The following is a 22,363-nucleotide window of genomic DNA, read 5'->3' as shown; positions in this document are numbered from 1 at the left end:
CTCCTCCGGGAGGGCCGCGCCCCGCAGGCGTCGCCCCCGTCCAGCGGCAACAAGGTGTCGGTAAGCGCACCGTGCGGGCGGGCGTAGCCTCGTGGCATGAACTCGTACGGAAGCTTTCCGGGGGCGCGGCCGCGGCGGCTGCGGACGACGCCCGCCATGCGGCGGATGGTGGCCGAGACGCGACTGCACCCGGCCGATCTGATCCTGCCCGCGTTCGTGCGCGAGGGCGCGACCGAGCCCGTGCCGATCAGCGCCATGCCCGGCGTCGTGCAGCACTCGCGCGACACCCTGCGCAAGGCCGCCGTGGAGGCCGTGGAGGCCGGGGTCTCAGGGATCATGCTCTTCGGCGTGCCGGAGGACGAGAAGAAGGACGCCGCCGGCACGGCCGGCACCGACCCCGACGGCATCCTCCAGGTGGCGATCCGGGACGTGCGGGCCGAGGTCGGCGACGACCTCGTGATCATGTCCGACCTGTGCCTCGACGAGTACACCGACCACGGCCACTGCGGCGTCCTCGACGCCGACGGGCGCGTCGACAACGACGCCACCCTGGAGCGGTACGCCGAGATGGCCCAGGTCCAGGCCGACGCCGGCGTCCACGTGGTCGGCCCCTCCGGCATGATGGACGGCCAGGTCGGCGTGATCCGCGACGCCCTGGACACCATCGGCAAGGAGGACGTGTCGATCCTCGCGTACACCGCGAAGTACTCCTCCGCCTTCTACGGCCCCTTCCGCGAGGCCGTCGCCTCCTCCCTCACCGGCGACCGCAAGACCTACCAGCAGGACCCCGCCAACGTGCGCGAGTCCCTGCGGGAGCTCGCCCTCGACCTGGAGGAGGGCGCGGACATGGTCATGGTGAAGCCCGCCGGGCCCTACCTGGACATCGTCGCCAAGGTCGCCGGGTCCGTGGACGTGCCGGTCGCCGCGTACCAGATCAGCGGTGAGTACGCGATGGTCGAGGCCGCCGCGGAGAAGGGCTGGATCGATCGGGACAAGGCGATCTTCGAGACCCTGACCGGCATCCGCCGGGCCGGCGCGCAGATGATCCTCACCTACTGGGCGACCGAGGTCGCGCAGAAGCTCGCCCGCGGGCTCTGAGGACCTGGCGGGCTCCGAGGACCAGCGGGCTGTGAGGACCCGCGGGCTCCGAGGACCCGCGGGCTCTGAGGTTGGGCCTCGGGGGAGGCCCCGGGAAGGCTCCGGGCGGGCTCACGGCGGGCGCTGGGCGCGCGGAGGGGGCGTCCCCGGATGCACCCTGGAGAGGTACCCGACAGGTACCTCTCTGGAGGTGGTCCTCATGATGAACACACTCGTCGGCTGGCACGTCGAAATGGAGTTCAAGGAGGAGGGCGACGTCACGCGGTCCGCGGCGATGGTGCGGCTCAGTGACGGCACCGAGATGCGTGGCCACGGCAGGGCCAATCGCCACCCCTCCGACCCGGAGCAGCTGCGGGTCGGCGAGGAGATCGCCGGCGCCCGCGCGCTGATGGACATCGCCTCGCAGATGCTGCAGAAGGCGCATGTCGAGATCGAGGAGGTCTCCGGGCGGCCCTCCCACCCGATCAATCGCTGACCTCAGTAGACGAGCGCGTCTTCCAGGGTCCGCTGCCAGTACGAGACGGCGGCGCCGTCGTCGGCGTACGTGCCGGCCGGCGCCGTCACCGTCGTGCCGCTGTTCGCGGTCAGGTACACGCTGATCTTCTGGACCGTGCGGGCGTGGGTGTCGGGGGTCGGCTCGCCCATGAGGACCAGGGACGCGTAGGCCGACTCCCCGGGCGCCAGCCCCACCACGGCCTGCGGCTTGCTCTCCTCCAGGATCCCTAGGGGCGCCTGGCTGTTCTCGAAGCCGACGAACGGCGCGTTCAGCGCGTCGCAGTGACGGCTGCCCACGTTGGTGACGGTCAGGACGACGTGGTTGATCGGCCGGCTCACCTTGCTCGCCACGACCTTCGTGTTCTCCGCCGTGCAGAGGGTGCGGGCGGGTCCGTCCGCCGCGCTCCCGCCGGGCTGCTTCCCGCTCGGCCCGCTCGTCTTCGCGGGCGTCGCCGACTTCGCCGCCGCCTTCGTGGGCTTCGGCGTGGACCGCGTGGCCGGGGCGGTCGGCTGCTCGGGCGTCGAGGCCTCCTGCGAGGGGGTGGCCGCCGACGCGGGGGCGGTGGTGGGTGCCGCCGAGTCGCCCGTGCCCGACTGGCAGGCGGTCAGGGCGAGCGCCGCCGTGAGGGCGGCTGCGGGCAGGGCGAGACGGCGAGTGAGCGTGCGCACGATGGATCCCCCGTGGTGTGTGTGGCGTGTGGCAGTGGTGTCAGTGGTGGTGGAGAAGCGCGATCACGACCGCCGTGCAGGCGATCAGCACCGCGACGGCCAGGGCGTCGGTGACGCGGCTGTTCGGCATGACACGCAGCCTGCGGGGCGGCGTGATCCACCCGCAACCGGCACGGGACAATGGGGGACGCTGGAACGCTGTCACCACCGTGACCTGGGGAAACGACCACCCCCTGGAACGCGTTCCCGGGACGCGGAACGGGGGACACCGATGGATGGGGCGAACGGCCTCGCCGGGCTGCTCAGGGCGCTGAAGGACCGGTCCGGGCTCAGTTACGGCGCACTCGCGAAACGCCTGCACGTCAGCACGTCCACCCTCCACCGGTACTGCAACGGCGACGCCGTTCCCGCCGAGTTCGCCCCCGTGGAACGACTGGGACGGATGTGCGGGGCCTCCCGCGAGGAACTCGTCGAGCTGCACCGCGCCTGGATCGTCGCCGACGAGGCACGGAAGCGCGGGAAGGCGGAGGTGACGCCGGGCACGGACACGGGCACGGGAACGGACCCGGGCACGGGCACTGGCACGGGCGCGGGCACGGGGACGGGGACGGGCACGGGCACGGAGAGGGCGACGGCGGGGACGGTACCGACGTGGGTCGAGTCCGGGGGACCCGGAGGACCCGGCGAAGCCGCCCTGGGTGCCGACGGCGCCGAGGCCGTGGAGTCGGTCGTGGTGCTCGGCGCCGACAACCCCACCGCCCCCTCCCGTAGGCGACTCAAGGGCGCCCTCGCCGCCGCCGCGGTCGTCGTCCTCGCCGTCCCCATCGCCTACCTCGTGGGGCGCGCCGGGGACAACGGCGGCGACGACGCCGCAAACAGCGGGCCCAGCGCCGCCTCACCCGCGCCCCTCAGCGCCGGCATCAGCTCGTACAACTGGGCCGCCCCCTGCGGGCAGTACTACGTCCTCGACCAGCCGCCCGGGCACGTCCCGCCCCCGCCCCCGCCGCAGGACACCCGCAGCTGGGCGCGGGCCCTCGGCGGGATCGACGGCGGCCACATGCAGCTCCAGCTGACGGTGACCGGGCGGACGCAGGCGCCGGTCGTCCTCACCGCCCTGCACGTCCGGATCGTGGAGCGCGACACACCGCTGAAGCGGGCGGCGTACTCGATGGGCGACGGATGCGGCAGCGGGATCACCCCGCAGACCTTCGACGTCGACCTGGACGCGCCCCGGCCCTACGTGAAGCCGGTCGCCGGGCAGGACGGGGACCGCGTGGTGCCCGCGAAGGACTTCCCGTACAAGGTCGCCACCGGCGACCCGCAGGTCCTCAACCTGGACGTGCACACCGAGGAGCACGTCGCTTCCTGGTACCTGGAGCTCGACTGGAGCAGCGGCGCCGAGCGCGGCACGGTACGCGTCGACGACGGCGGGCAGCCGTTCCGCACCAGCGCGATCGAAGGACGGCCGACGTACGGCTACTGGCCCGACAAGGGCGAGTGGGTCACCCAGTGACCCACTCGCCGGAGAGCGCCGGGGGCGCCGGTGGGCGTCAGAGACGCTCGGGCGTCCGGATGCCCAGCAGGGCCATGCCCTGGTGGAGGGTGCGGGCGGTCAGGTCGCAGAGGAAGAGGCGGTTCTCGACCTGCTCCGGGGTGTCGGCCTTGAGGACCGGGCACTCCGAGTAGAACGTCGTGTAGAGCGACGCCAGCTGGTAGAGGTACGCGGCCAGCTTGTGCGGCGCGAACTCCTCGGCGGTCTCCTGCACGAGGTCGCCGAACGAGTCCAGGTGCAGGCCGAGCGCCCGCTCCGAGGTCGCGAGAGCCAGCTCGGGGTGGGCCGCCGGCCTGGCGTCGCCCGCCTTCCGCAGGATCGACTGGATACGGGCGTACGCGTACTGCAGGTACACCGAGGTGTCGCCGTTCAGCGAGACCATCTGGTCCAGGTCGAACTTGTAGTCCCGCGCCGCCGACGTCGACAGGTCCGCGTACTTCACCGCGCCGATGCCCACCTGGGCACCCCGCTCGGCGATCTCGTCCTCCGACAGGTCCTGCGCCTTCTCGCGGACGACGGCCGAGGCACGCTCGACCGCCTCGTCCAGCAGGTCCACCAGCCGCACCGTCTCGCCCTCACGGGTCTTGAACGGCTTGCCGTCCTTGCCGAGGACGGTGCCGAAGGCCAGCTGGACGGCCTTGACCCCGTCGTTCAGCCAGCCGGCCCGGCGGGCCGTCTCGAAGACCATCTTGAAGTGCAGCGACTGGCGGGCGTCCACCACGTACAGCAGCGTCGACGCCTTCAGGTTCTGCACCCGGTCGCGGATCGCCGACAGGTCGGTGGCCGCGTAGCCGAAGCCGCCGTCGGACTTCTGGACGATCAGCGGGGTCGGGTTGCCGTCCGGGCCCTTGACGTCGTCGAAGAACACGCACAGCGCGCCCTCGGAGCGGACCGCGACGCCCGACTCCTCCAGCAGGCGGCAGGTCTCCTGCAGCATGTCGTTGTAGCCCGACTCGCCGACGATGTCGGGGTCGCGGATGTCCATGTCCAGCTTCTCGAAGACCGAGTAGAAGTAGATCTTCGACTCGTCGACGAACCGCTGCCACAGGGCCAGCGTCTCCTCGTCGCCCGCCTGCAGGTCGACGACCCGCGCCCGGGCGCGGGTCTTGAACTCCTCGTCGGAGTCGAACAGCGCACGGGAGGCCTTGTAGAGCCGGTTGAGGTTGGACATGGCCTCCTCGCCGGAGACCTCCACGTCCGCGCCCTCGGCCTTGTGGTCCAGCTCGTGCGGGTGCTCGATCAGGTACTGGATGAGCATGCCGAACTGGGTGCCCCAGTCGCCGATGTGGTGCCGCCGGACCACCTGCTCGCCGGTGAACTCCAGGATCTCGACCATCGCGGCGCCGATGACGGCGGACCGCAGGTGGCCGACGTGCATCTCCTTGGCGACGTTCGGCTGTGCGTAGTCGATCACCGTCGTGCCGGCCGACGGGTTGAACGGCACGCCGAGCCGGGCGTCCGCGGCACGCGCCGCCAGCGTCCTCACGATCGCCGCGTCGGTGACCGTGATGTTGAGGAAGCCGGGCCCGGAGACCTCGATCTCCTTCAGCACGTCGTTCGCCGGGATCGCGTCGACGACCTTCGTCGCCAGCTCACGCGGATTGCCCTTGAGCTGCTTGGCGAGCGCCAGGATGCCGTTGGCCTGGAAGTCGGCCCGGTCGCTTCGTCGCAGCAGCGGGTCGGCGGAACCGGCCTCCGGCAGGGCTGCCGAGAGGCCGTCCGCGAGGCGCTGCTGCACGGTCGAAGCGAGGGAAGGGACCGAGGCCATGAGCTTCCGTTCCTGTTGTGTCGTGTCCGGGTGTCCCGGTGGTCTGATTCGCTTGTCAAGTGTCCCATGGGCGAGCAACGTGTTTTCTCCGCCTGTGGACGAATCTCTGCCTGTGGACAACCTCGGAGCGCGTCGTTCCGTCTGGGACAATGGCTGAGGTAAGGCCGTCAGGCCTGTAAGGCTTCGAGAGAACCAAGGAAGAAGGACGAACCGACCGTGGCTCAGAGCAGCACCGAGACCGACTGGGTCTCCCGTTTCGCGGACGAGGTCATCGCCGAGTCGGAGCGACGTGCGCCTGGCAAACCGGTCGTCGTCGCCTCCGGCCTCTCCCCGTCCGGCCCGATCCACCTGGGCAACCTGCGCGAGGTCATGACCCCGCACCTGGTCGCCGACGAGATCCGCCGCCGCGGCCTCGAGGTCCGGCACCTGATCTCCTGGGACGACTACGACCGCTACCGCAAGGTGCCGAACGGCGTCGCGGGCATCGACGAGTCCTGGGCCGAGCACATCGGCAAGCCGCTGACCTCCGTCCCGGCCCCGGCCGGCTCGCCGCACCCGAACTGGGCCGAGCACTTCAAGGCCGCCATGGTCGAGGCGCTCGCCGAGCTCGGCGTCGACTACGACCCGATCAGCCAGACCGAGCAGTACACCTCCGGCGTCTACCGCGAGCAGATCCTGCACGCCATGCGCCACCGCGGCGACATCGACGCCATCCTCGACCAGTACCGGACGAAGAAGGCGCCCAAGAAGCAGTCGCAGAAGCCGGTCGACGAGGCCGAGCTGGAGGCCGCCGAGGGCTCCGGCGCCGCGGGCGAGGACGACGGCTCCGGCGGCGGCGCCGGCTACTTCCCGTACAAGCCGTACTGCGGCCGGTGCGAGAAGGACCTGACCACCGTCGGCTCGTACGACGACGACACCACCGAGCTCGCCTACACCTGCTCCTCCTGCGGCTTCGCGGAGACCGTGAAGCTCAGCGAGTTCAACCGCGGCAAGCTGGTGTGGAAGGTCGACTGGCCCATGCGCTGGGCCTACGAGGGCGTCATCTTCGAGCCCTCCGGCGTCGACCACTCGTCGCCGGGCTCCTCCTTCCAGGTCGGCGGACAGATCGTCGGCATCTTCGACGGCGTCCAGCCGATCGGCCCCATGTACGCGTTCGTCGGCATCAGCGGCATGGCCAAGATGTCCTCCTCGCGCGGTGGTGTGCCCACCCCCGCCGACGCCCTGCAGATCATGGAGCCGCAGATCCTGCGCTGGCTGTACGCGCGCCGGAAGCCCAACCAGTCCTTCAAGATCGCCTTCGACCAGGAGATCCAGCGGCTCTACGACGAGTGGGACAAGCTCGAGGCCAAGGTCGCCGACGGCACCGTGCTCCCCGCCGACGCCGCCGCCTACGCCCGCGCCGCCCGCACCGCCGCCGGCGAGCTGCCGCGCACCCCGCGCCCGCTGCCGTACCGCACCCTCGCCTCGGTCATGGACATCACCGCCGGCCACGACGAGCAGACCCTGCGGATCCTCGGCGAGCTCGACCCCGAGAACCCCGTCACCGACCTCGACGAGGTCCGGCCGCGCCTGGACCGCGCCGAGAACTGGATCACCACCCAGGTCCCGGCCGACCAGCGCACCATCGTCCGCGACGAGCCCGACACCGAACTGCTCGGCTCGCTCGACGACGAGGGCCGCGAATCGCTGCGTCTGCTCCTCGAGGGCCTCGACACCCACTGGTCCCTCGACGGCCTGACCACCCTGGTCTACGGCGTCCCGAAGGTCATGGCCGGCCTCACCCCCGAGGCCAAGCCCACCCCGGAGCTGAAGCTCGCCCAGCGCTCCTTCTTCGCCCTGCTCTACAAGCTCCTCGTGAGCCGCGAGACCGGCCCGCGACTGCCCACGCTGCTGCTCGCGGTCGGCGCGGACCGGGTGCGCAAGCTGCTCGGCGCGTAGGACACCACGGCGCGCAGGTCGTCCACGGCGCGCACACACGGCGGAGGGCCGCCACCCGCAGCACGGGTGGCGGCCCTCCGCCGTCCAGCACGCCCTCTCGTCCCCGAGGGACCTCCGGGCCCCTCCGGGCCCTACGGGGTCTGGCTCTCGGCGAGCTCCTGCTCGACCTGCTGGCGCAGGCGCGGCGTCAGCTCACGCAGGATCGACGCGCTCCGCGGATGCGTGATCCCGTACTTGTCGCTCAGCCATATGTCGAGCTGCTCCGAGGTCGGAAGGTCCCGCCGCTCCTCGTAGTAGTCCCACATCGCCTTGTACGCGGAGTCGGCGAAGCCGTCGAGGGACGGCTCGTCCACGAACTCCTGGTACTCCTGGAACTGCTCCGGCCCCGGCGGCGGAACATCCTCCGGACCCTGCGGGATCGGCACCGGGATCGGCTCGAGACCCTCGACGATCTGCGGCTCGTACGTGCCCTGGTACGCCTCCGGCGAGACGTGCTGGGCCACGAACCACGGATTGCCGTCCTGCCCGCCCTGGGCCTGCGCCTGGTCCACCGCGCCCGGCTGGGCGGGCCCGCCCGGCGCGCCCGGCTGGCCCGGCAACCGGACCGGCTCGCCAGGGACCGGCGCCCCCGGAAGCTGCGCCCCCGAAAGCTGCGCACCCGGCACCGTCTGCATCGGCTGCGGCAGCGGAACCTGCTGCGACACCGGCTGCGCCCCGACCGACGCCTGCGGGAGCTGCGGCTGCTCCACCGCCGGCATCGGCGGCAACAGCACCGGCTCCACACCCGCCGCCGCCAGACCGGCCGCGGCCGTCTCCGCCAGCGGCACGCCGTACTTGGCCAGCCGCAGCGGCATCAGCGCCTCGACCGGCGCCTTACGACGCCACGCACGCCCGAAACGGGCCTGCAGACGCGCCTGGTAGATCAGCCGGTCCTGCTCCAGCTTGATCACCTGCTCGTACGAACGCAGCTCCCACAGCTTCATCCGCCGCCACAGCCGGAACGTCGGGACCGGGGACAGCAGCCAGCGCGTCAGCCGCACGCCCTCCATGTGCTTGTCGGCCGTGATGTCCGCGATCCGGCCCACCGCGTGCCGCGCCGCCTCCACCGCGACCACGAACAGCACCGGGATCACCGCGTGCATGCCCACACCCAGCGGATCCGGCCAGGCCGCCGCACCGTTGAACGCGATGGTCGCCGCCGTCAGCAGCCACGCCGTCTGGCGCAGCAGCGGGAACGGTATCCGGATCCACGTCAGCAGCAGGTCCAGCGCGAGGAGCACACAGATGCCCGCGTCGATGCCGATCGGGAAGAAGTACGAGAAGGTGCCGAAGCCCTTGTCGACGGCGAGCTCGCGCACAGCGGCGTACGAGCCGGCGAAACCGATACCGGCGATGATCACCGCGCCGGCCACGACCAGGCCGATGAGTATCCGGTGCGTGCGTGTCAGTTGCATCGCGGCCACCCGCGATCCCCTCCCGTCAATCGACATCTCGCGGGCACAGACTGGCACATGTGCGCGGAGCCCGGCCCCCTGGGGAGGGACGGGCTCCGCGCAAACACGTACAAACGGCTACTTGTTGGCCGCCGCGACCGAGGCCACCGCATGCTTGGTCGCGTTGATCGCGCCATTCATGATCCACTGCTCCGACGGGCCGGCCGCACCCGCGTACCCGGCGCCGTTGTACGACAGGACGACCACCACGTTGCCCGTACGCGCCACGACGGACGCGTACGTGAAGTCCTCGTCGGTCTTCCGCAGCTGGTACGTCACCACGTTCGCCTGCTCGCCGACACCACCGGCCACCGTCGTCCGCAGCTTCTTCGCGCCCTCGGTCGCCTGGACCTTGCCCAGCTCCTTGGTGAAGTTCTCCGCGGCCCGCTCCTGACCGCTGCCCAGCGTCGCGTCCGACTCGTACCGGAAGAAGGAGACGTCGAGCCAGCGGTACTGCGAGCCCTTCACCCCCTTGTCCTCCAGGCCGTTCCACGAACAGCCGCCACGGCTGGTCACGTCGCTGGACGTGGCCGCCGTGCCGTTCTTGTTCTTCACCTTCGGCACGAGGGCGTCGATCGTCTCCGCCGGAAGCGACTTGCACACGTCCGGCAGCTTCGCGTACTTCGCCGGCTCCACCTTCTTCGCCGGCTCCGAGCCCTTCGGGGCGGCGGAGGCCGACGAGGACGAGCCCGTGTCCGGGGCGCCGGAGCCCTTGTCACCGGAGTCGGATCCGGAAGAGCAGCCGGCGGCGACGAGCATCACCGGGACGGCGGCACAGGCGAGTATGCGGGAGAGTCGCGTGGCTGATCGCTGCATGGTTCCTTCAGTCGCTCGGTCAGTCGCTCGGGGCGGCCGGCGGCCGGGCGGCCGCGGTACGCCGACACGTTACGTGGTCCGGTACGCGGCCCGGAGGCACCCACGGCACCGCGCCGGACGCCTACTCCTCCAGCCGCTCCGCGAGCAGACGCGCCAGATTCCGGGCCTTTTCCTGCAGTTCCCTGCTGTCCGGGACCTCTGCGGACGTCGTCGTCTGCTCCTCGTACTCCACCGTCACGATCACGTTGGATGTGCGGAACACCACGCTCACGAGGCGCTTCGACCCCGACGGACCGGTGGTCAGGAGCGTGTCGTCGAGGAACGCCACGTCACCGAGATCCGTGAGGATCCGCGGCTCCAGACCGGTGGCCGGGGACGCCGGGCCCGTCGGCGTGGTCGGCGTCGTGGCGGTCGCCGTGGCCGCGGGAGCCGTCGCGGCCGTCGGATGCGGTGCGGCGAGAGCACCCGGCAGCCCCGGCCGCCCCGCCGTGAAAGGCACCTGGGGCGGAAGGACCGGCAGATGACCCGCCAGCGGGGCCGCGCCACCGGCACCCGTCACTCCCGAGGGCTTCACCGGGCCCGTGGCCGGCGGCGCGCTCGGCGGAACCGACGGCGGAGTCGTCGCCGGGTGCGTCGCGGGCGGCGGAACGATGCCGGCCGCCGCCTGCTTGCGGCCGTACACCTCCTGCGCCCGGTCGTCGTCGCTCACCGTGGGGTCGTACGAGACCACCCGCTCGATGTCCAGGCCCAGCCGGTGCGCCGCGTCGGGCGCGTCCGACTTCCAGCTGCACCCCACCCGGCGGTCGGTGTCGAACGTCGGGGTCGACGTACCGCGATACGTCCGGTCGCGCTCGGCGTCCGGCAGCGCGGCCGCACCCGGCAGCAGATCCTTGAGAGCGGACCGCGGAACGGCACCGCAGGGCTCGAACAGCGTCCGGTAGCGACCCGGCTGCGCGGCGGGAGCGGCGGGCCCCGCCTTGGAGTCGACCGCTTCGCGATCCGCGGTGGCGCCGGAGGAACAGCCGGTCAGGCCCATCCCGAGACCGAGGGCGAGGGCGACCGCGGAGACCACCGCGGGCCCGGATCGACCGGGTGCGTACGCCTTGCGCTGCACGATCCCAGGCTCCCTTCTTCGGGCGGCATCCCCCGAAAACTGTTTGCTGCTCCGCCTCGCGCGGTGAACACAATGTCTATCGCACGCGCAGCCGTCGATGCCGGTCCGCAGTCACCTGTACGGGCTTTGGCGCCGGTTTTTGCGTTATCAGACTTTTTGGGGGAATCGAGGAAGTATGTCGTACGTAGAGGTGCCGGGTGCGAAGGTGCCCATCCGGATGTGGGCGGATCCGTCGTCCGTCGAGGGCGGCGCCATGCAGCAGCTGCAGAACGTGGCGACGCTCCCGTGGATCAAGGGCCTGGCCGTGATGCCGGACGTGCACTACGGCAAGGGCGCGACGGTCGGCTCCGTGATCGCGATGCACGGCGCGGTCTGCCCGGCCGCGGTCGGCGTCGACATCGGCTGCGGCATGTCGGCCGTCAAGACCTCGCTGACGGCGAACGACCTTCCGGGTGACCTCTCCCGACTGCGCTCCAAGATCGAGCAGGCGATTCCGGTGGGGCGGGGGATCCATCGGGAGATGGTGGACCCGCGGAGGCTCTACCAGTTCCCGACGGCGGGGTGGGGAGACTTCTGGTCGCGGTTCGACACCGTCGCGGATCCGGTCAAGTTCCGTCGTGAGCGGGCCGAGAAGCAGATGGGAAGCCTTGGCCAAGGCAACCATTTTGTTGAACTCTGTGTTGATTCGTCCGGCTCGGTGTGGCTCATGCTGCACTCGGGCTCCCGGAACATCGGCAAGGAGCTCGCCGAGTACCACATCGGCGAGGCGCAGAAGCTGCCCCACAACCAGGGCCTGGTGGATCGCGACCTCGCGGTGTTCGTCGCGGACACCCCGCAGATGGCGGCCTACCGGAACGATCTCTTCTGGGCGCAGGAGTACGCGAAGTACAACCGCGCGATCATGATGGCGCTCTTCCAGGAGGTCGTCCGGCGGGAGTTCCGGAAGGCGAAGGTCACCTTCGACCCGGTGATCTCCTGCCACCACAACTACGTGGCGGAGGAGCGGTACGAGGGAATGGACCTGCTCGTCACCCGCAAGGGCGCGATCCGTGCGGGCTCCGGCGAGTACGGGATCATCCCCGGCTCGATGGGCACCGGCTCGTACATCGTGAAGGGTCTCGGCAACGCGGCCTCCTTCAATTCGGCCTCGCACGGCGCCGGCCGCCGGATGAGCCGGAGCGCGGCGAAGCGGCGCTTCTCGACCCGGGACCTGGAGGAGCAGACCCGGGGCGTGGAGTGCCGTAAGGATTCGGGGGTCGTGGACGAGATCCCCGGCGCCTACAAGCCCATCGAGCAGGTGATGGAGCAGCAGCGGGACCTGGTCGAGGTGGTCGCGAAGCTGAAGCAGGTCATCTGCGTGAAGGGCTGAGACGAGAACGGGGTGCCGCGGCGGCGGCACCCCGTTCTTCGCGTGCTCGTGACCTGGCGGCCCTGGTGCCCGGGCGGGGTCAGAGTTCGCGGTGGACCTTGGTGTTGGAGGCCTGGGCGCGGGGGCGGACGACCAGGAGGTCGATGTTGACGTGTGAGGGGCGGGTGCAGGCCCAGGTGATGGTGTCGGCGACGTCGTCGGCGCTCAGGGGCTCCGCGACGCCGGCGTAGACCTTGGCGGCCTTGTCGGTGTCGCCGCGGAAGCGGGTGGTGGCGAACTCCTCGGTCTTGACCATGCCGGGGGCGATCTCGATGACGCGGACCGGGGTGCCGACGATCTCCAGGCGGAGGGTCTCGGCGAGGACGCGGGCGCCGTTCTTGGCGGCGACGTAGCCGGCGCCGCCTTCGTAGGTGGCGTGGCCGGCCGTGGAGGAGAGGACGACGACGGTGCCGTCGCCGCTCGCGGTGAGGGCCGGGAGCAGGGCCTGGGTGACGTTGAGGGTGCCGATGACGTTGACCTCGTACATCTGGCGCCAGTCCTCGGGGTCGCCGGTGGCGACGGGGTCGGCGCCGAGTGCGCCGCCGGCGTTGTTGACGAGGACCGCGAGGGTGCGGAAGGCGGTGGCGAACTCGTCGACCGCGGCGCGGTCGGTGACGTCGAGGGCGTAGGCGGTGGCCTGGTGGCCGGCCTCGTTGATCTCGGCGGCGAGGGCCTCGATGCGGTCCTTGCGGCGGGCGGTGAGCACCACGCGGTAGCCGGCGGCGGCGAGCTGCCTGGCGGTGGCCGCGCCGATGCCGCTGCTCGCTCCGGTGACGACGGCGATGGGGGTACCGGCGGCAGTCATGACGTGCTCCTCGCGCGTGTGGTCGATTACGTCGGTGGCCTGGTCAGGATAGGCGGGTGGGCGGGATGCCGATCAGCGGGCGCGGGGGGCGTACATGATCACGGCCATGCCGGCGAGGCAGATCAGTGCGCCGATGACGTCCCAGCGGTCGGGGCGGTAGCCGTCGGCGGCCATGCCCCAGGCGAGCGAGCCGGCGACGAACACGCCGCCGTAGGCGGCGAGGATGCGGCCGAACGCGGCGTCGGGCTGCAGGGTGGCGACGAAGCCGTAGACGCCGAGGGCGAGGACGCCCGCTCCGATCCAGATCCAGCCGCGGTGCTCGCGTACGCCCTGCCAGACGAGCCAGGCGCCGCCGATCTCGAAGAGGGCGGCGACGGCGAACAGGGCGACGGAGCGGGCGAGGAGCATGGGGGAAGACTGGCACGGCGGTCGCGGCGGCGGCCCGGTCGGGGGGTTCGGTGGCGGGTGACACGCTGCGACTGACCAATAGTCAGAACATATGGTGATCGATCGGTATCTTCAGGGCATGACTGCGATGCGCAAGGCGCTGCTCGGAGCGGCCCTGGCCGCTGCCCTGGTGACCGGCACGGCCGCGGTCCCGGCCGCGGCCGCGGCCCCCGAGGCGGATGTGGCCCACCATGGTCATGTCTCCCTCTGGGGAAGGCGGCTGGCGGTGTGGCTGGTCAGTGAGAACCACGGGCCGTCGAACGTCTCCCACGCGACCGTGCGGCTCGCCTTCTCGGCGCCGATGGCCAGGGGGCAGGAGCTTCCGCCGGCCTGTCTGTGGAGCAGTGACCGGGTGATCTCGTGTCGCACCGGCGCGCTGCGGGCGGCCGGCGCGGCCGACGAGCTGGCCCTCGACCTGCGGACCGCGGGGCGTCAGGACGAGCTGACCGTGGACATCCGGACGGTCTGGCGGGACGGTGTCGCCGACACGAATCCGCGGAACGACCGGCATCACGTGCTCGTTCTGGCGACCGGCGACCCGTACGTGTTCTGAGGTCCGCTGCCGAGATCGCCGCGCCCGGGCGGAACCGGGGCGCCGGGCGCCGGGCGGCGGTGCGTGGCCACCCCGTGGTCGCGTGGCTACCACGTGGCCGTGTAGCCGTCGGGGCGGACCAGGAGGGTGTCGCGGCGGGCCGGGTCGGCCCAGGTGGCCCGTATCGTGCGGGCGGCGGTGGTCGGTGCCGTGCGGGGCGGTGCCGGGATGGCGCCCTCGGGGGTGATCAGCACGAACTCGCCCGCGCGCAGCAGCTCGTAGAGCCGGCCCTCGCGCAGGGCCAGGTCGGGGACGCGGCGCGCCCCGGTGCCGTAGGAGATGCCGACGCCGCTGATCTGGCCCAGGGCGCGGGCGGCGGCCGGGCGGACTGTGCCCAGGAGCCGGGCGGCGAGGCTCCGGGCGGTGCGCTGGAGCGGGGTGCGGGCCATCGCGAGCCGGACCAGGGCGCCGCTGCTGCGCAGCACCCGGGTGCCGACCGGGTGGCGCTCGGCCTGGTAGCTGTCGAGCAGGGCCTCGGGGTCGGGGGCCTCGCCGCGCAGGACCGCGGCGAGCTTCCAGGAGAGGTTGGCGGCGTCCTGGAGGCCGGTGTTCATGCCCTGGCCGCCGGCGGGGGAGTGGACGTGGGCGGCGTCCCCGGCGAGGAAGACGCGGCCGGAGCGGTAGGCGGGGGTCTGGCGTTCGTCGCTGTGGAAGCGGGAGACCCAGCGGGCGTCGTGCATGCCGTAGTCGCTGCCCAGGGCGCGGCGGGCGATGGTGCGGAGCTCGTCGAGCTCCACGGGCTCGCTGTCGGGCACCTGGCGGGTGCGGTCCCAGCCCATCACCCGGTACCAGCCGTCGCCGAACGGGGCGATGAAGGCGAAGGCGTCCCCGGAGGCGGCGACGGTCAGCAGCTTGCCGGGCTCCTCCTTGAGGCGGACGTCGGCCAGGACGATGGACTTGATGACCGAGACGCCGGGGAAGGGCAGGCCGAGCGCGCCGCGCACGGCGCTGCGCACGCCGTCGGTGCCGACCGCGTAGCGGGCGGTGAGGGTGGCCGGGCCGTCCGGGCCGGTCAGCTCGGCGGTGACGGTGCCGGCGTCCTGGCGCAGCCCGCGCAGCTCCGTCCCGTAGCGGAATTCCACACCTGTGGACACCGCGCGGCGCTCCAGGAGGCGCTCCACCTCGTACTGCGGGGTGATGAGCAGGAAGGGGAAGCGGGAGGCCAGGCGGGAAAGGTCGAGGGAGAGCCGGCCGAAGAGGCGCAGGGAGGTGAGCCGGGTGCCGGTCGCGACGAGGTCGTCGGCGAGGCCGCGGGCGTCGAGCTGCTCCAGTGTGCGGGCGTGGACGCTGAAGGCGCGGGTCAGATTGCTGATGCCGGCGGGCCTGCGTTCGAGCAGCGTGACGCGGTGGCCCGCCGCGGCGAGGTCGCCGGCGAGCAGGAGGCCGGTCGGTCCGGCGCCTACGACGAGCACGTCGGTGTCGGTGTCGGTGTGCCGGTGACCGGAAGGGGTGTTCGTGGTGCCCATGGTGCTCATCGCCGCCTCCAAGGGATGCCTACGCCTGTTGGCCAACGACTGTTGGTCAACGCTTGTTGGCAAATGTAGACCCGGCCGCGATGGCGTGTCAACGCCTGTTGGCCTACAGTTGTTGGCATGACGACCGCACGCCGCTCCGACGCCACCCGGACCGCGATCCTCGAGGCCGCCCGCGAGCGCTTCGCCGCCGACGGGTACGAGCGCGCGACCATCCGGGCCATCGCCCGCGACGCCGGGATCGACCCGTCGATGGTCATGCGCTACTACGGCAACAAGGAGGGGCTGTTCGCCGCGGCCTCCGCGATCGAGCTGGAACTCCCCGAGCTCGGCGCGCTGCCGGCCCGGCACGTCGGCGCCACGCTCGTCGCCCACTTCCTCGACCGGTGGGAGCGCGACGACGTGCTGACCGGCCTGCTGCGGGTCGGCGTCACGAACGCCGCCGGCGCCGAGCGCATGCAGGCGGTCTTCGCCCAGCAGCTGGGCCCGGTCGCGCTCGGCGTCTGCCCCGTCCCCGCCGAGGCGCCGCGCCGGGCGGCCCTCGCGGCCTCGCAGATCCTCGGCATGGCCCTCGCCCGCTACGTGCTGCGGCTGCCGCCCGCGGCGGAGATGTCGCGCGAGGACGTCATCGCGTGGCTGGGGCCGACCGTGCAGCGCTATCTGACCGCCGAGGCCCCGTAGGGGCTGTTCGGCGGACCGTGCCCCGAAGGTCGCGCCGCCTGGGCTCCAGGGCGGAGCCCCCGCGTCCTGCGCGCACTCGCGCACACTCGCGCGCGCCGGGTCCCTCGGGGCTCCCCCTCGGGGGCGCTCAGTGGGCGGGCGCGCCGCCGAACTCGCGTACCGCGTCCGTGACGATCGCCTCCAGGCGGGCGTGGTGGGCGCCCCGCCAGTACACGCGGTCGCAGTCGGTGCACCGGGCGAAGACGTCGTAGGTGTTCTCCGTGCCCTTCTCCAACTGGTCGCGCACCGCGTCCTTGTCGGCCTCCGTCAGCCGCCCGTTGCAGGCGGTGCAGCGGGTCCAGGGCGCGAGCCGCGGCGCGAAGCGCCCGAGCACGTCGCGGAGCTGGTCGTCGGGCCGGTCGCTGTAGATGTACGCGCCCGCCCACAGCTCGCGGCGGCGCAGCAGCCCCCGGTCCCGGGAGAGCATCACGCGCCGCTCCTTCGCGGAGAGCGCGGCCAGAGCCGGGTCGCCGATGTCCTCGCTCTCGTACGCGGCGTCGACCCCGAGCAGCCGGAGGCGCCGGGCCAGCGTGCCGAGGTGCACGTCGAGCAGGAAGCGCAGCGGGGCGCCGGGCACCGGCTGGGGACGCACGACGCCCTCGACCTCGACCGTCTCACCGGCCACCGGCACGTGCGAGGGCTCCACCGGGCGCCCGTCCACGAGCAGCCGCCCCGCCTCGGTCAGCGGCACGCCCAGCGACTCGACGACATGGCCGAGGGAGGAGGCGCCGTCGGTCGCCACGGCGGTGTGTCCCGAGCGGCGTTCCGCCGAGACGAAGAGCCGCAGGCCGGGGGCGAAGCTGATCTGGATCTCCGGTCCGTTCACGCAGACAGGATGGCATCGGGCGCGGGGCCGCGGCCAGGGAATTCGAACCGCCCCCGGCAGGCGGCGACCCGGGCGCGGTACGGTCCCGGCATGAAGATCATCGACCTTGAGCCCGGCGACCCCCGCCTGGAGAGCGAGCTCCTGCCCGTCCTGCGCGAACTGCGCCCCCACCTCACGCCGGAGCTGTTCGCCGACGTCTACACCCAGGGCCACGCCCAGGGGCTGCGCTTCAGCGCCGCTTACGAGGATGGGGCGGACGGCGGCTGTGTCGGCGTGGCCGGTTGGCGGATCATCGTCAACACCAGCTCGGTGAAGAAGCTGTACGTCGACGACCTGGTGACCAAGGAGACCGCCCGTTCCACCGGTGTCGGTCACGCCCTCGTCGCCCACCTGGAAGGCCACGCCCGCGAGGCCGGCTGCTACGAGCTCAACCTGGACTCCGGCACCCACCGCACCGGAGCCCACCGCTTCTACCTGCGCGAGCGCTTCGACATCGTCGCCTTCCACTTCACCCGCGAGCTCAGGAAGCTGGGCGCGTAGCGGGGGCGGTAGGGGGAGCCGGGGAAACCGGGGCGGTGGAGGGAGCCGGGGCGGTCCAGGAGGCCGGGGGAGCAGGGGAAGCCGAGGAAGCAGCCGGGGCGGTAAGGGGAACGGCCCCTTCTTCCGTGAGGTCGAGCCGCCAGGCGTTGCACCGTATCGGGTTGCCCGGCGGGTACTCGAAGTCCCGCTCCCCGAGGAGCGTGAAGCCGGCCTTGCGGCACACGGCGTTCGACGGCCCGTTGTCCGTCGACGGGTAGGCGTACAGGAACCGGAAACGGCCCTCGGCACGCGCCCGTTCCGCCACCGCGCGCGTGGCGGCCGTCGCCACGCCCCGGCCCTGGAAGCCGGGCAGCACCGTCCAGCCCGTCTCGTACACGGGCTCCCCCTCCCAGGACGTCTCCCAGAAGCCGATCGACCCGGCCGCCGCCTCCTCGGGCAGCAGCACGATCCGGAACATACCGCCCGGCCGGTCGGCGTCCGCGCTCAGCTCCACGTACCGCCGCTGGCGGACGGCGAGCTGCTCCTCGGTCTCCGGACCGCCCAGATGGGCCGTCAACTCCGGCGCGTTGACCTCGTGGAGCAGCGAGACGTCGTCGTCCGACCACGGCGCGAGCCGGACCGGCAGGTCACTGGTGTCCATGTCCGCACCGTAGGTCACGGGTCTGACAACGCCCCAGTCGGCTGGGCGTATCGGGCGTACGTGGTCGGCGGGACCCCGACCGTCGCCGTGAAGTCCCGTACGAGATGCGCCTGATCGCTGTAGCCGAGCTCGGCGGCGAGCCGGGCCCAGTCCGGAGGAGCGGCGGCGGAGCCGGACTCGGCGCGTTCCAGGGCTTCGTGGATGCGGTAGCGGAGGATGACCCACTTGGGACCCACGCCGACGTGGGCGGCGAACAGGCGCTGCAACGAGCGCGGCGAGAGCCCGGCCGCGCGGGCGAGTGCCGAGACCCGGCGCATGGTGCGGTCCGTACGGACGAGGTCGACCAGGGCCGTCGCCTGCTCGGCGGCGGCGAGGAGGGCAGGGTCGTGGCCGCCGGGGGCGTGGGCGGCGGCCAGGAGGAACGCGTCGAGCGCCGCCACGCGCGCGTGGTCGTCGGCCGGCGACAGGACGCGGCCCGGGACCTGCGGATCCGGGCCCGGGAAGGCCTCGGCGAACGGCACGATCCGGCCCGTCCAGTGCGAGACCGGCCACGCCGGCGCGAAGGGGCGGAAGCCGCCCGGGCGGAACTGCACGCCGCAGACCCGGCCCCGGCCGGTGAGCTTCTTGGTGAAGAGTTCGAGCCCGATACCGGAGACGACGCCGGTGTCCCCGGACTCCTCCGAGCGCTCGAAGACGAGATTCACCGACGGGTGCGGGACGACATGGGACGCGTACGGCTCGCTCAGGTCCCAGTCGATCAGCCAGTAGTGCTCCAGATACGGGCGGAGCCCCGGCGCCGGCAGGTGGCGGCGGAAGCGGACACGGGTGAGGAGCTCCGCGGCGTCCACGATGCCCCGGGTGTCACGGCGCGGGCCGGGAGGGGTCATGTCAGGCCTGGGGCGGTCATATGTCGCATGGTTTCCGCTCTGGCGCGTTTCTTCAAGACGGGACGGGACGCCCGTCCGTAGCGTCGGTCCATGACCCATCGCATCGCCGACCTGCTCGACACCGCCGCCGCCCACGCCGTCCCCCTGGTGCGCGACACCGCCGACGACGTCCTGGACGCGCCCACGCCCTGCGCCGCCTACGACGTGCGGGGGCTGCTCAACCACCTCACGCACGTGATCGTGAACTTCCAGCTGCTCGCCGCCAAGCAGCCCTCCGACTTTTCCGGCGAACCCGACTACCTCGCCGCTCCCGACTGGCGCGCCCGCTTCGAGAAGGAGACCGCGAAGCTGGTCGCCGCGTGGGCCGCGCCGGGCGCGGACGAGGGGACGACCGGCGCGATGGACCTGCCGGCGCGGACGGTCGCCTCGATGGTGCTGCTCGACCTGACCGTGCACGCCTGGGACCTGTCGCGGGCCACCGGCCGGGCCTTCGCGCCGGACCCGGCGGTCGTGGCGGAGCTGACGGAGGAGGTGGAGCGGATGGCGCCCACGGCCCGGAAGATGGGCGTCTTCGGGGAGCCGGTGGCGCTGCCGGCCGACGCCCCGGCCTTCGACCGGCTGCTGGCGACGACGGGACGCGATCCGCGGGAGTGGGCGGCGGCGTGAGGGCGCAGTGGGGTGAGGGCGACGGGGTGGGGCCCCGAGGTGAGGGGCGGCGGGCTGAGGGGCCGCGAGGTGATCGCGCAGCCGGGTGAGGGCGCGGCCGGTCAGCGCAGGCGGCCCGCCGAGCCGAAGGAGAGGCGGGAGACGACCTGGCCGAAGGCCCGCTCCTCGGCGGGCGTGAGCGCGACGGTCTCCTGCGGGTGCCAGACGCGCTCCAGGGGGCCGCTCGCCCGTTCACGGCGGGCGCGGGCCCGCAGGCCGAGCGCCACCCACACCGCCGCCGACACGGCGAGCAGGCCGACCAGGGTGATCACACGGGGGTCCGAGAACTGTCCGGGCAAGGCCATGACCGACTCCAGGGCGGGGGACGCGTACGACCGGCACGTGCCCTGGCGGACGGCGCGCACGCGCGTACGGCGCTGACGATTCCTACTGCTTCCTCCCGACCCGTTCAGTTAACACCACCCTGGGGGTCTTTCGGCAGGGGGCCGGGGGCCGTAGTCCCCCGGCGCCTGCGCGGGGCAGGCCCTCTTGTGCGGGCCGGGGAACCGCTTCAAGGTGGCGGGGACGGAGATTTCCGGCCGGGGAGGGAGCAGCCGCCATGTCGGACGCAACGGGCTCGGGCAGGACGGGAGCATCGGCCGCGGACCCAGGGGGCGCGGGCGCGTGGGGATTCGCGGACGACCGGGGGACGGCCCTGACGGCCGGCCGCCGGCCGGAGCGGGTGGTGGCGTACGTACGGGCCGGGGCCGCCCTGCTCGACCTGGGCATACGGCCGGTCGCGGTCTACGGCTCCGGGCACGACGGCGACGTCCTCGACCCGGTGAAGGCGGGCGCCCTCGCGGCGGCGGGCGTGCCGTACCTGGGGCCCGGGCGGTCCCTCGACGAGGGCCGGGTGCGCGAGCTCGTGGGCCCGGGCGGGGTGGACCTGGTCGTGGACGTCACGTACGACGGCAAGAGCCCGTACGCGCTGGACGAGACGGCGGCGGAGCGGCTGGGGGCGGGGGCGCCGGGGGCGGCAGGGGCCACGGGAGCGCTTGAGGCATCAGCGGCGTCCGGGGCGTCTGGGGCGTCTGCGGCGTCTGCGGCGTCTGCGGCGGCCGGGGCGCCCGGGGCGGCCGGGGCGCCCGGGGCGGCCGGGGTGCCGATCGTCGCGCTGTCCGTCGGGAGCGAGCACTCGCTGGCGGCGATCGTCGGCCGCTTCGCGGAGCTGGCCGACGCGCTCGGGGCCGCCGACGGCCCCGCGGGGCGGGAGCGCGGGCGGATGGGGGACGCCGAGGCCGCGCTGCGCGCCGCGGCCGGGCGTACGGAGCTGAGGGTGCTCGCGCTGTCGGGCGCAGGCCCGGAGCAGGTGTACCTGGCCCGCCCGCACGCCTGGCCGGAGCTGGCCCGGCTCGCCGAGCTCGGTGTGCGGTTCGTCGAACCGGGTCCGGGGCCCGGCGCGAGCTGGCTGACCACGGACTGGGAGCACACCGTGGAACTCGGCCCCGACCTGGTGCTCTTCGACAGCCGCGCGAACGCGGTGCCGCCGTACCGGGTGCCACCGGGCGCCCGCCTCACGCCCTGGAATCCGGAGACCCCGCCCAGCCCGTCGGCGTACGCCCGCTTCTTCCGGGACCTGACGGCGGCCCTGGAGGACCGGGAGTCCTGAGGCCGGGGCGAGCCACGGCCTGAACCCGGCGCGAGTCCGGCCCGAGCCCGGCCCGAGCCCGGCCCGAGCCCGGCCCGAGCCCGGCCCGAGCCCGGCGCGAGTCCGGCGCGAGTCCGGCCTGAACCCGGCCTGAACCCGGCCTGAACCCGGCGCGAGCCCGGCCCGATTCTGGCCCGAGCCCGGCTTGAACGTCCGGACCGACCCCGACCTCAGGCCGGCGCCCCACCCCCTACGGCAGGCGTGCCCGCAGCGAGCCGGCGAACTCCTCCGCCCGGGCGAGCTGGGCGCGGAGCTCCGCGACGCGTTCGGACGCGGCCTGTTCGTAGCCGCGGACGCGGGCGACGAGGGTGGCGCGGACGGTGGGGTCGAGTTCGCCGGGGGTGTCCGGGGCGTCGGCGGCCAGGCGGTCCACGGCCGTGAGGAGCTCGCGCGTCTCGTCGAGGGTGAAGCCGAGCGGCTTCATCCGGCGGATCACCATCAGCCGGGCCACGTCGGCGTCCGTGTAGAGCGGGAAGCCGCCCTCGGAGGCGGCGGACGGCACGACGAGACCGCTGTCCTCGTACTGGCGGATGGTGCGCAGGGACAGTTCCGTCCGTTCCGCGACCTCGCCGATCTTCATGGGGCGCGCCGTGTGCACAGTGCTCAGCACTTGGGGTCCTTCCTCGTGCGGGGCCCGCCGGAACGTCGACAGGGCACCGCTTCCGCGCATTAGATCTGATTCGTCCTAACTTCAGCACTTATGTACGCGGGAAGTGCGGCGAAACGCCTG

The 22,363-nt window shown here is 72.7% G+C and carries 22 protein-coding genes and 1 pseudogene; 10 read left to right on the top strand and 13 right to left on the bottom strand.

Translation table 11 applies throughout. The features are described 5' to 3' along the window. Positions 1-96 precede the first annotated feature (96 nt). Both hemB and ACIGXE_RS32025 read left to right on the top strand, forming a co-directional pair. Entirely contained in the window at positions 97-1,098 is a 1,002-nt protein-coding gene (gene hemB / locus ACIGXE_RS32030; protein ID WP_399752903.1) for a porphobilinogen synthase, read from the top strand. A 202-nt stretch (positions 1,099-1,300) separates the two neighbouring features. Next, entirely contained in the window at positions 1,301-1,573 is a 273-nt protein-coding gene (locus ACIGXE_RS32025; RefSeq protein WP_399752963.1) for a DUF1876 domain-containing protein, read from the top strand. A gap of 2 nt (positions 1,574-1,575) precedes the next feature. Here ACIGXE_RS32025 and ACIGXE_RS32020 read toward each other — a convergent pair whose 3' ends face one another. Next, positions 1,576-2,262: a DUF4232 domain-containing protein gene (locus ACIGXE_RS32020; RefSeq protein WP_399752900.1), complete on the bottom strand. Its 687-nt coding sequence runs from the start codon at positions 2,260-2,262 to the stop codon at positions 1,576-1,578. A 271-nt stretch (positions 2,263-2,533) separates the two neighbouring features. On the opposite strand from ACIGXE_RS32020, the gene ACIGXE_RS32015 reads away from it, so the two are divergent. Further along, a complete protein-coding gene (locus ACIGXE_RS32015) occupies positions 2,534-3,775 on the top strand; it encodes a helix-turn-helix domain-containing protein (protein WP_399752897.1) in 1,242 nt (413 codons plus the stop codon). A 37-nt stretch (positions 3,776-3,812) separates the two neighbouring features. Here ACIGXE_RS32015 and argS read toward each other — a convergent pair whose 3' ends face one another. Continuing rightward, positions 3,813-5,582 (bottom strand): arginine--tRNA ligase, encoded by a 1,770-nt coding sequence (gene argS, locus ACIGXE_RS32010; RefSeq protein WP_399752894.1) that lies wholly within the window; start codon positions 5,580-5,582, stop codon positions 3,813-3,815. Positions 5,583-5,798: 216 nt separating this feature from the next. Between argS and lysS the strand changes: the two genes are divergently transcribed. After that, positions 5,799-7,520, top strand: coding sequence for a lysine--tRNA ligase (lysS, locus tag ACIGXE_RS32005; protein WP_399752891.1), 1,722 nt, complete (start codon positions 5,799-5,801; stop codon positions 7,518-7,520). A gap of 131 nt (positions 7,521-7,651) precedes the next feature. On the opposite strand, the gene ACIGXE_RS32000 is transcribed toward lysS, so the two are convergent. The 3 genes from ACIGXE_RS32000 to ACIGXE_RS31990 all read right to left on the bottom strand — a co-directional run bounded on the left by ACIGXE_RS32000 (position 7,652) and on the right by ACIGXE_RS31990 (position 10,943). Beyond that, positions 7,652-8,983, bottom strand: coding sequence for a DUF2637 domain-containing protein (locus ACIGXE_RS32000; RefSeq protein WP_399752888.1), 1,332 nt, complete (start codon positions 8,981-8,983; stop codon positions 7,652-7,654). Between the two features lie 108 nt (positions 8,984-9,091). Then, entirely contained in the window at positions 9,092-9,829 is a 738-nt protein-coding gene (locus ACIGXE_RS31995) for a DUF3558 family protein (protein ID WP_399752885.1), read from the bottom strand. 121 nt (positions 9,830-9,950) lie between these two features. After that, positions 9,951-10,943 carry a DUF3558 domain-containing protein gene (locus tag ACIGXE_RS31990; RefSeq protein WP_399752882.1) on the bottom strand — a complete coding sequence of 331 codons (993 nt, stop codon included), beginning with the start codon at positions 10,941-10,943 and terminating at the stop codon, positions 9,951-9,953. Positions 10,944-11,118: 175 nt separating this feature from the next. On the opposite strand from ACIGXE_RS31990, the gene ACIGXE_RS31985 reads away from it, so the two are divergent. Then, a complete protein-coding gene (locus ACIGXE_RS31985; RefSeq protein WP_399752879.1) occupies positions 11,119-12,312 on the top strand; it encodes an RtcB family protein in 1,194 nt (397 codons plus the stop codon). A gap of 79 nt (positions 12,313-12,391) precedes the next feature. Here ACIGXE_RS31985 and ACIGXE_RS31980 read toward each other — a convergent pair whose 3' ends face one another. Both ACIGXE_RS31980 and ACIGXE_RS31975 read right to left on the bottom strand, forming a co-directional pair. Then, a complete protein-coding gene (locus ACIGXE_RS31980) occupies positions 12,392-13,156 on the bottom strand; it encodes an SDR family NAD(P)-dependent oxidoreductase (RefSeq protein ID WP_399752877.1) in 765 nt (254 codons plus the stop codon). A 72-nt stretch (positions 13,157-13,228) separates the two neighbouring features. After that, complete coding sequence (locus ACIGXE_RS31975) at positions 13,229-13,564, bottom strand: YnfA family protein (RefSeq protein ID WP_399752874.1); 336 nt, start codon at positions 13,562-13,564, stop codon at positions 13,229-13,231. 118 nt (positions 13,565-13,682) lie between these two features. Between ACIGXE_RS31975 and ACIGXE_RS31970 the strand changes: the two genes are divergently transcribed. Continuing rightward, a complete protein-coding gene (locus ACIGXE_RS31970; protein WP_399752871.1) occupies positions 13,683-14,156 on the top strand; it encodes a hypothetical protein in 474 nt (157 codons plus the stop codon). Positions 14,157-14,242: 86 nt separating this feature from the next. Here the strand turns inward: ACIGXE_RS31970 and ACIGXE_RS31965 are convergent, their stop codons facing one another. Continuing rightward, positions 14,243-15,670 (bottom strand): FAD-dependent oxidoreductase, encoded by a 1,428-nt coding sequence (locus tag ACIGXE_RS31965; protein WP_399752868.1) that lies wholly within the window; start codon positions 15,668-15,670, stop codon positions 14,243-14,245. Between the two features lie 117 nt (positions 15,671-15,787). Between ACIGXE_RS31965 and ACIGXE_RS31960 the strand changes: the two genes are divergently transcribed. Further along, positions 15,788-16,348: a TetR family transcriptional regulator gene (locus tag ACIGXE_RS31960; protein WP_399752866.1), complete on the top strand. Its 561-nt coding sequence runs from the start codon at positions 15,788-15,790 to the stop codon at positions 16,346-16,348. A gap of 127 nt (positions 16,349-16,475) precedes the next feature. Here ACIGXE_RS31960 and ACIGXE_RS31955 read toward each other — a convergent pair whose 3' ends face one another. Continuing rightward, positions 16,476-17,213: a Mut7-C RNAse domain-containing protein gene (locus ACIGXE_RS31955; protein WP_399752863.1), complete on the bottom strand. Its 738-nt coding sequence runs from the start codon at positions 17,211-17,213 to the stop codon at positions 16,476-16,478. A gap of 90 nt (positions 17,214-17,303) precedes the next feature. Between ACIGXE_RS31955 and ACIGXE_RS31950 the strand changes: the two genes are divergently transcribed. Continuing rightward, the gene (locus tag ACIGXE_RS31950; protein WP_399752860.1) at positions 17,304-17,753 is read left to right on the top strand and encodes a GNAT family N-acetyltransferase; all 450 of its coding nucleotides are present in this window, start codon (positions 17,304-17,306) and stop codon (positions 17,751-17,753) included. 127 nt (positions 17,754-17,880) lie between these two features. On the opposite strand, the pseudogene ACIGXE_RS31945 reads toward ACIGXE_RS31950, so the two are convergent. Together ACIGXE_RS31945 and ACIGXE_RS31940 are read right to left on the bottom strand one after the other, a co-directional pair. Continuing rightward, positions 17,881-18,393: pseudogene (locus ACIGXE_RS31945) on the bottom strand (GNAT family N-acetyltransferase); the annotation flags it as partial. Between the two features lie 14 nt (positions 18,394-18,407). Continuing rightward, complete coding sequence (locus ACIGXE_RS31940; RefSeq protein WP_399752857.1) at positions 18,408-19,280, bottom strand: DUF6597 domain-containing transcriptional factor; 873 nt, start codon at positions 19,278-19,280, stop codon at positions 18,408-18,410. Between the two features lie 90 nt (positions 19,281-19,370). Between ACIGXE_RS31940 and ACIGXE_RS31935 the strand changes: the two genes are divergently transcribed. Beyond that, positions 19,371-19,946 (top strand): TIGR03086 family metal-binding protein, encoded by a 576-nt coding sequence (locus ACIGXE_RS31935; protein ID WP_399752854.1) that lies wholly within the window; start codon positions 19,371-19,373, stop codon positions 19,944-19,946. Positions 19,947-20,047: 101 nt separating this feature from the next. On the opposite strand, the gene ACIGXE_RS31930 is transcribed toward ACIGXE_RS31935, so the two are convergent. Continuing rightward, entirely contained in the window at positions 20,048-20,290 is a 243-nt protein-coding gene (locus ACIGXE_RS31930; RefSeq protein ID WP_399752852.1) for a hypothetical protein, read from the bottom strand. Between the two features lie 377 nt (positions 20,291-20,667). Between ACIGXE_RS31930 and ACIGXE_RS31925 the strand changes: the two genes are divergently transcribed. Then, a complete protein-coding gene (locus tag ACIGXE_RS31925; RefSeq protein WP_399752960.1) occupies positions 20,668-21,594 on the top strand; it encodes an ABC transporter substrate-binding protein in 927 nt (308 codons plus the stop codon). Positions 21,595-21,823: 229 nt separating this feature from the next. On the opposite strand, the gene ACIGXE_RS31920 is transcribed toward ACIGXE_RS31925, so the two are convergent. Then, entirely contained in the window at positions 21,824-22,213 is a 390-nt protein-coding gene (locus ACIGXE_RS31920) for a MerR family transcriptional regulator (protein ID WP_399752957.1), read from the bottom strand. Positions 22,214-22,363 lie beyond the last annotated feature (150 nt).

This window comes from Streptomyces sp. NPDC053431 (assembly GCF_044544925.1).
Lineage (GTDB): Bacteria > Actinomycetota > Actinomycetes > Streptomycetales > Streptomycetaceae > Streptomyces.
This window is presented reverse-complemented; position numbering and strand designations above follow the sequence as displayed.

Bases quoted from the DNA above. Each gene is read 5' to 3' on its own strand.
- hemB (WP_399752903.1), top strand. From the start codon at position 97: ATGAACTCGTACGGAAGCTTTCCGGGGGCGCGGCCGCGGCGGCTGCGG.
- ACIGXE_RS32025 (WP_399752963.1), top strand. From the start codon at position 1,301: ATGAACACACTCGTCGGCTGGCACGTCGAAATGGAGTTCAAGGAGGAG.
- ACIGXE_RS32015 (WP_399752897.1), top strand. From the start codon at position 2,534: ATGGATGGGGCGAACGGCCTCGCCGGGCTGCTCAGGGCGCTGAAGGAC.
- argS (WP_399752894.1), bottom strand. From the start codon at position 5,582: ATGGCCTCGGTCCCTTCCCTCGCTTCGACCGTGCAGCAGCGCCTCGCG.
- ACIGXE_RS31995 (WP_399752885.1), bottom strand. From the start codon at position 9,829: ATGCAGCGATCAGCCACGCGACTCTCCCGCATACTCGCCTGTGCCGCC.
- ACIGXE_RS31985 (WP_399752879.1), top strand. From the start codon at position 11,119: ATGTCGTACGTAGAGGTGCCGGGTGCGAAGGTGCCCATCCGGATGTGG.
- ACIGXE_RS31980 (WP_399752877.1), bottom strand. From the start codon at position 13,156: ATGACTGCCGCCGGTACCCCCATCGCCGTCGTCACCGGAGCGAGCAGC.
- ACIGXE_RS31975 (WP_399752874.1), bottom strand. From the start codon at position 13,564: ATGCTCCTCGCCCGCTCCGTCGCCCTGTTCGCCGTCGCCGCCCTCTTC.
- ACIGXE_RS31970 (WP_399752871.1), top strand. From the start codon at position 13,683: ATGACTGCGATGCGCAAGGCGCTGCTCGGAGCGGCCCTGGCCGCTGCC.
- ACIGXE_RS31965 (WP_399752868.1), bottom strand. From the start codon at position 15,670: ATGAGCACCATGGGCACCACGAACACCCCTTCCGGTCACCGGCACACC.
- ACIGXE_RS31960 (WP_399752866.1), top strand. From the start codon at position 15,788: ATGACGACCGCACGCCGCTCCGACGCCACCCGGACCGCGATCCTCGAG.
- ACIGXE_RS31950 (WP_399752860.1), top strand. From the start codon at position 17,304: ATGAAGATCATCGACCTTGAGCCCGGCGACCCCCGCCTGGAGAGCGAG.
- ACIGXE_RS31940 (WP_399752857.1), bottom strand. From the start codon at position 19,280: ATGACCCCTCCCGGCCCGCGCCGTGACACCCGGGGCATCGTGGACGCC.
- ACIGXE_RS31935 (WP_399752854.1), top strand. From the start codon at position 19,371: ATGACCCATCGCATCGCCGACCTGCTCGACACCGCCGCCGCCCACGCC.
- ACIGXE_RS31930 (WP_399752852.1), bottom strand. From the start codon at position 20,290: ATGGCCTTGCCCGGACAGTTCTCGGACCCCCGTGTGATCACCCTGGTC.
- ACIGXE_RS31920 (WP_399752957.1), bottom strand. From the start codon at position 22,213: ATGAAGATCGGCGAGGTCGCGGAACGGACGGAACTGTCCCTGCGCACC.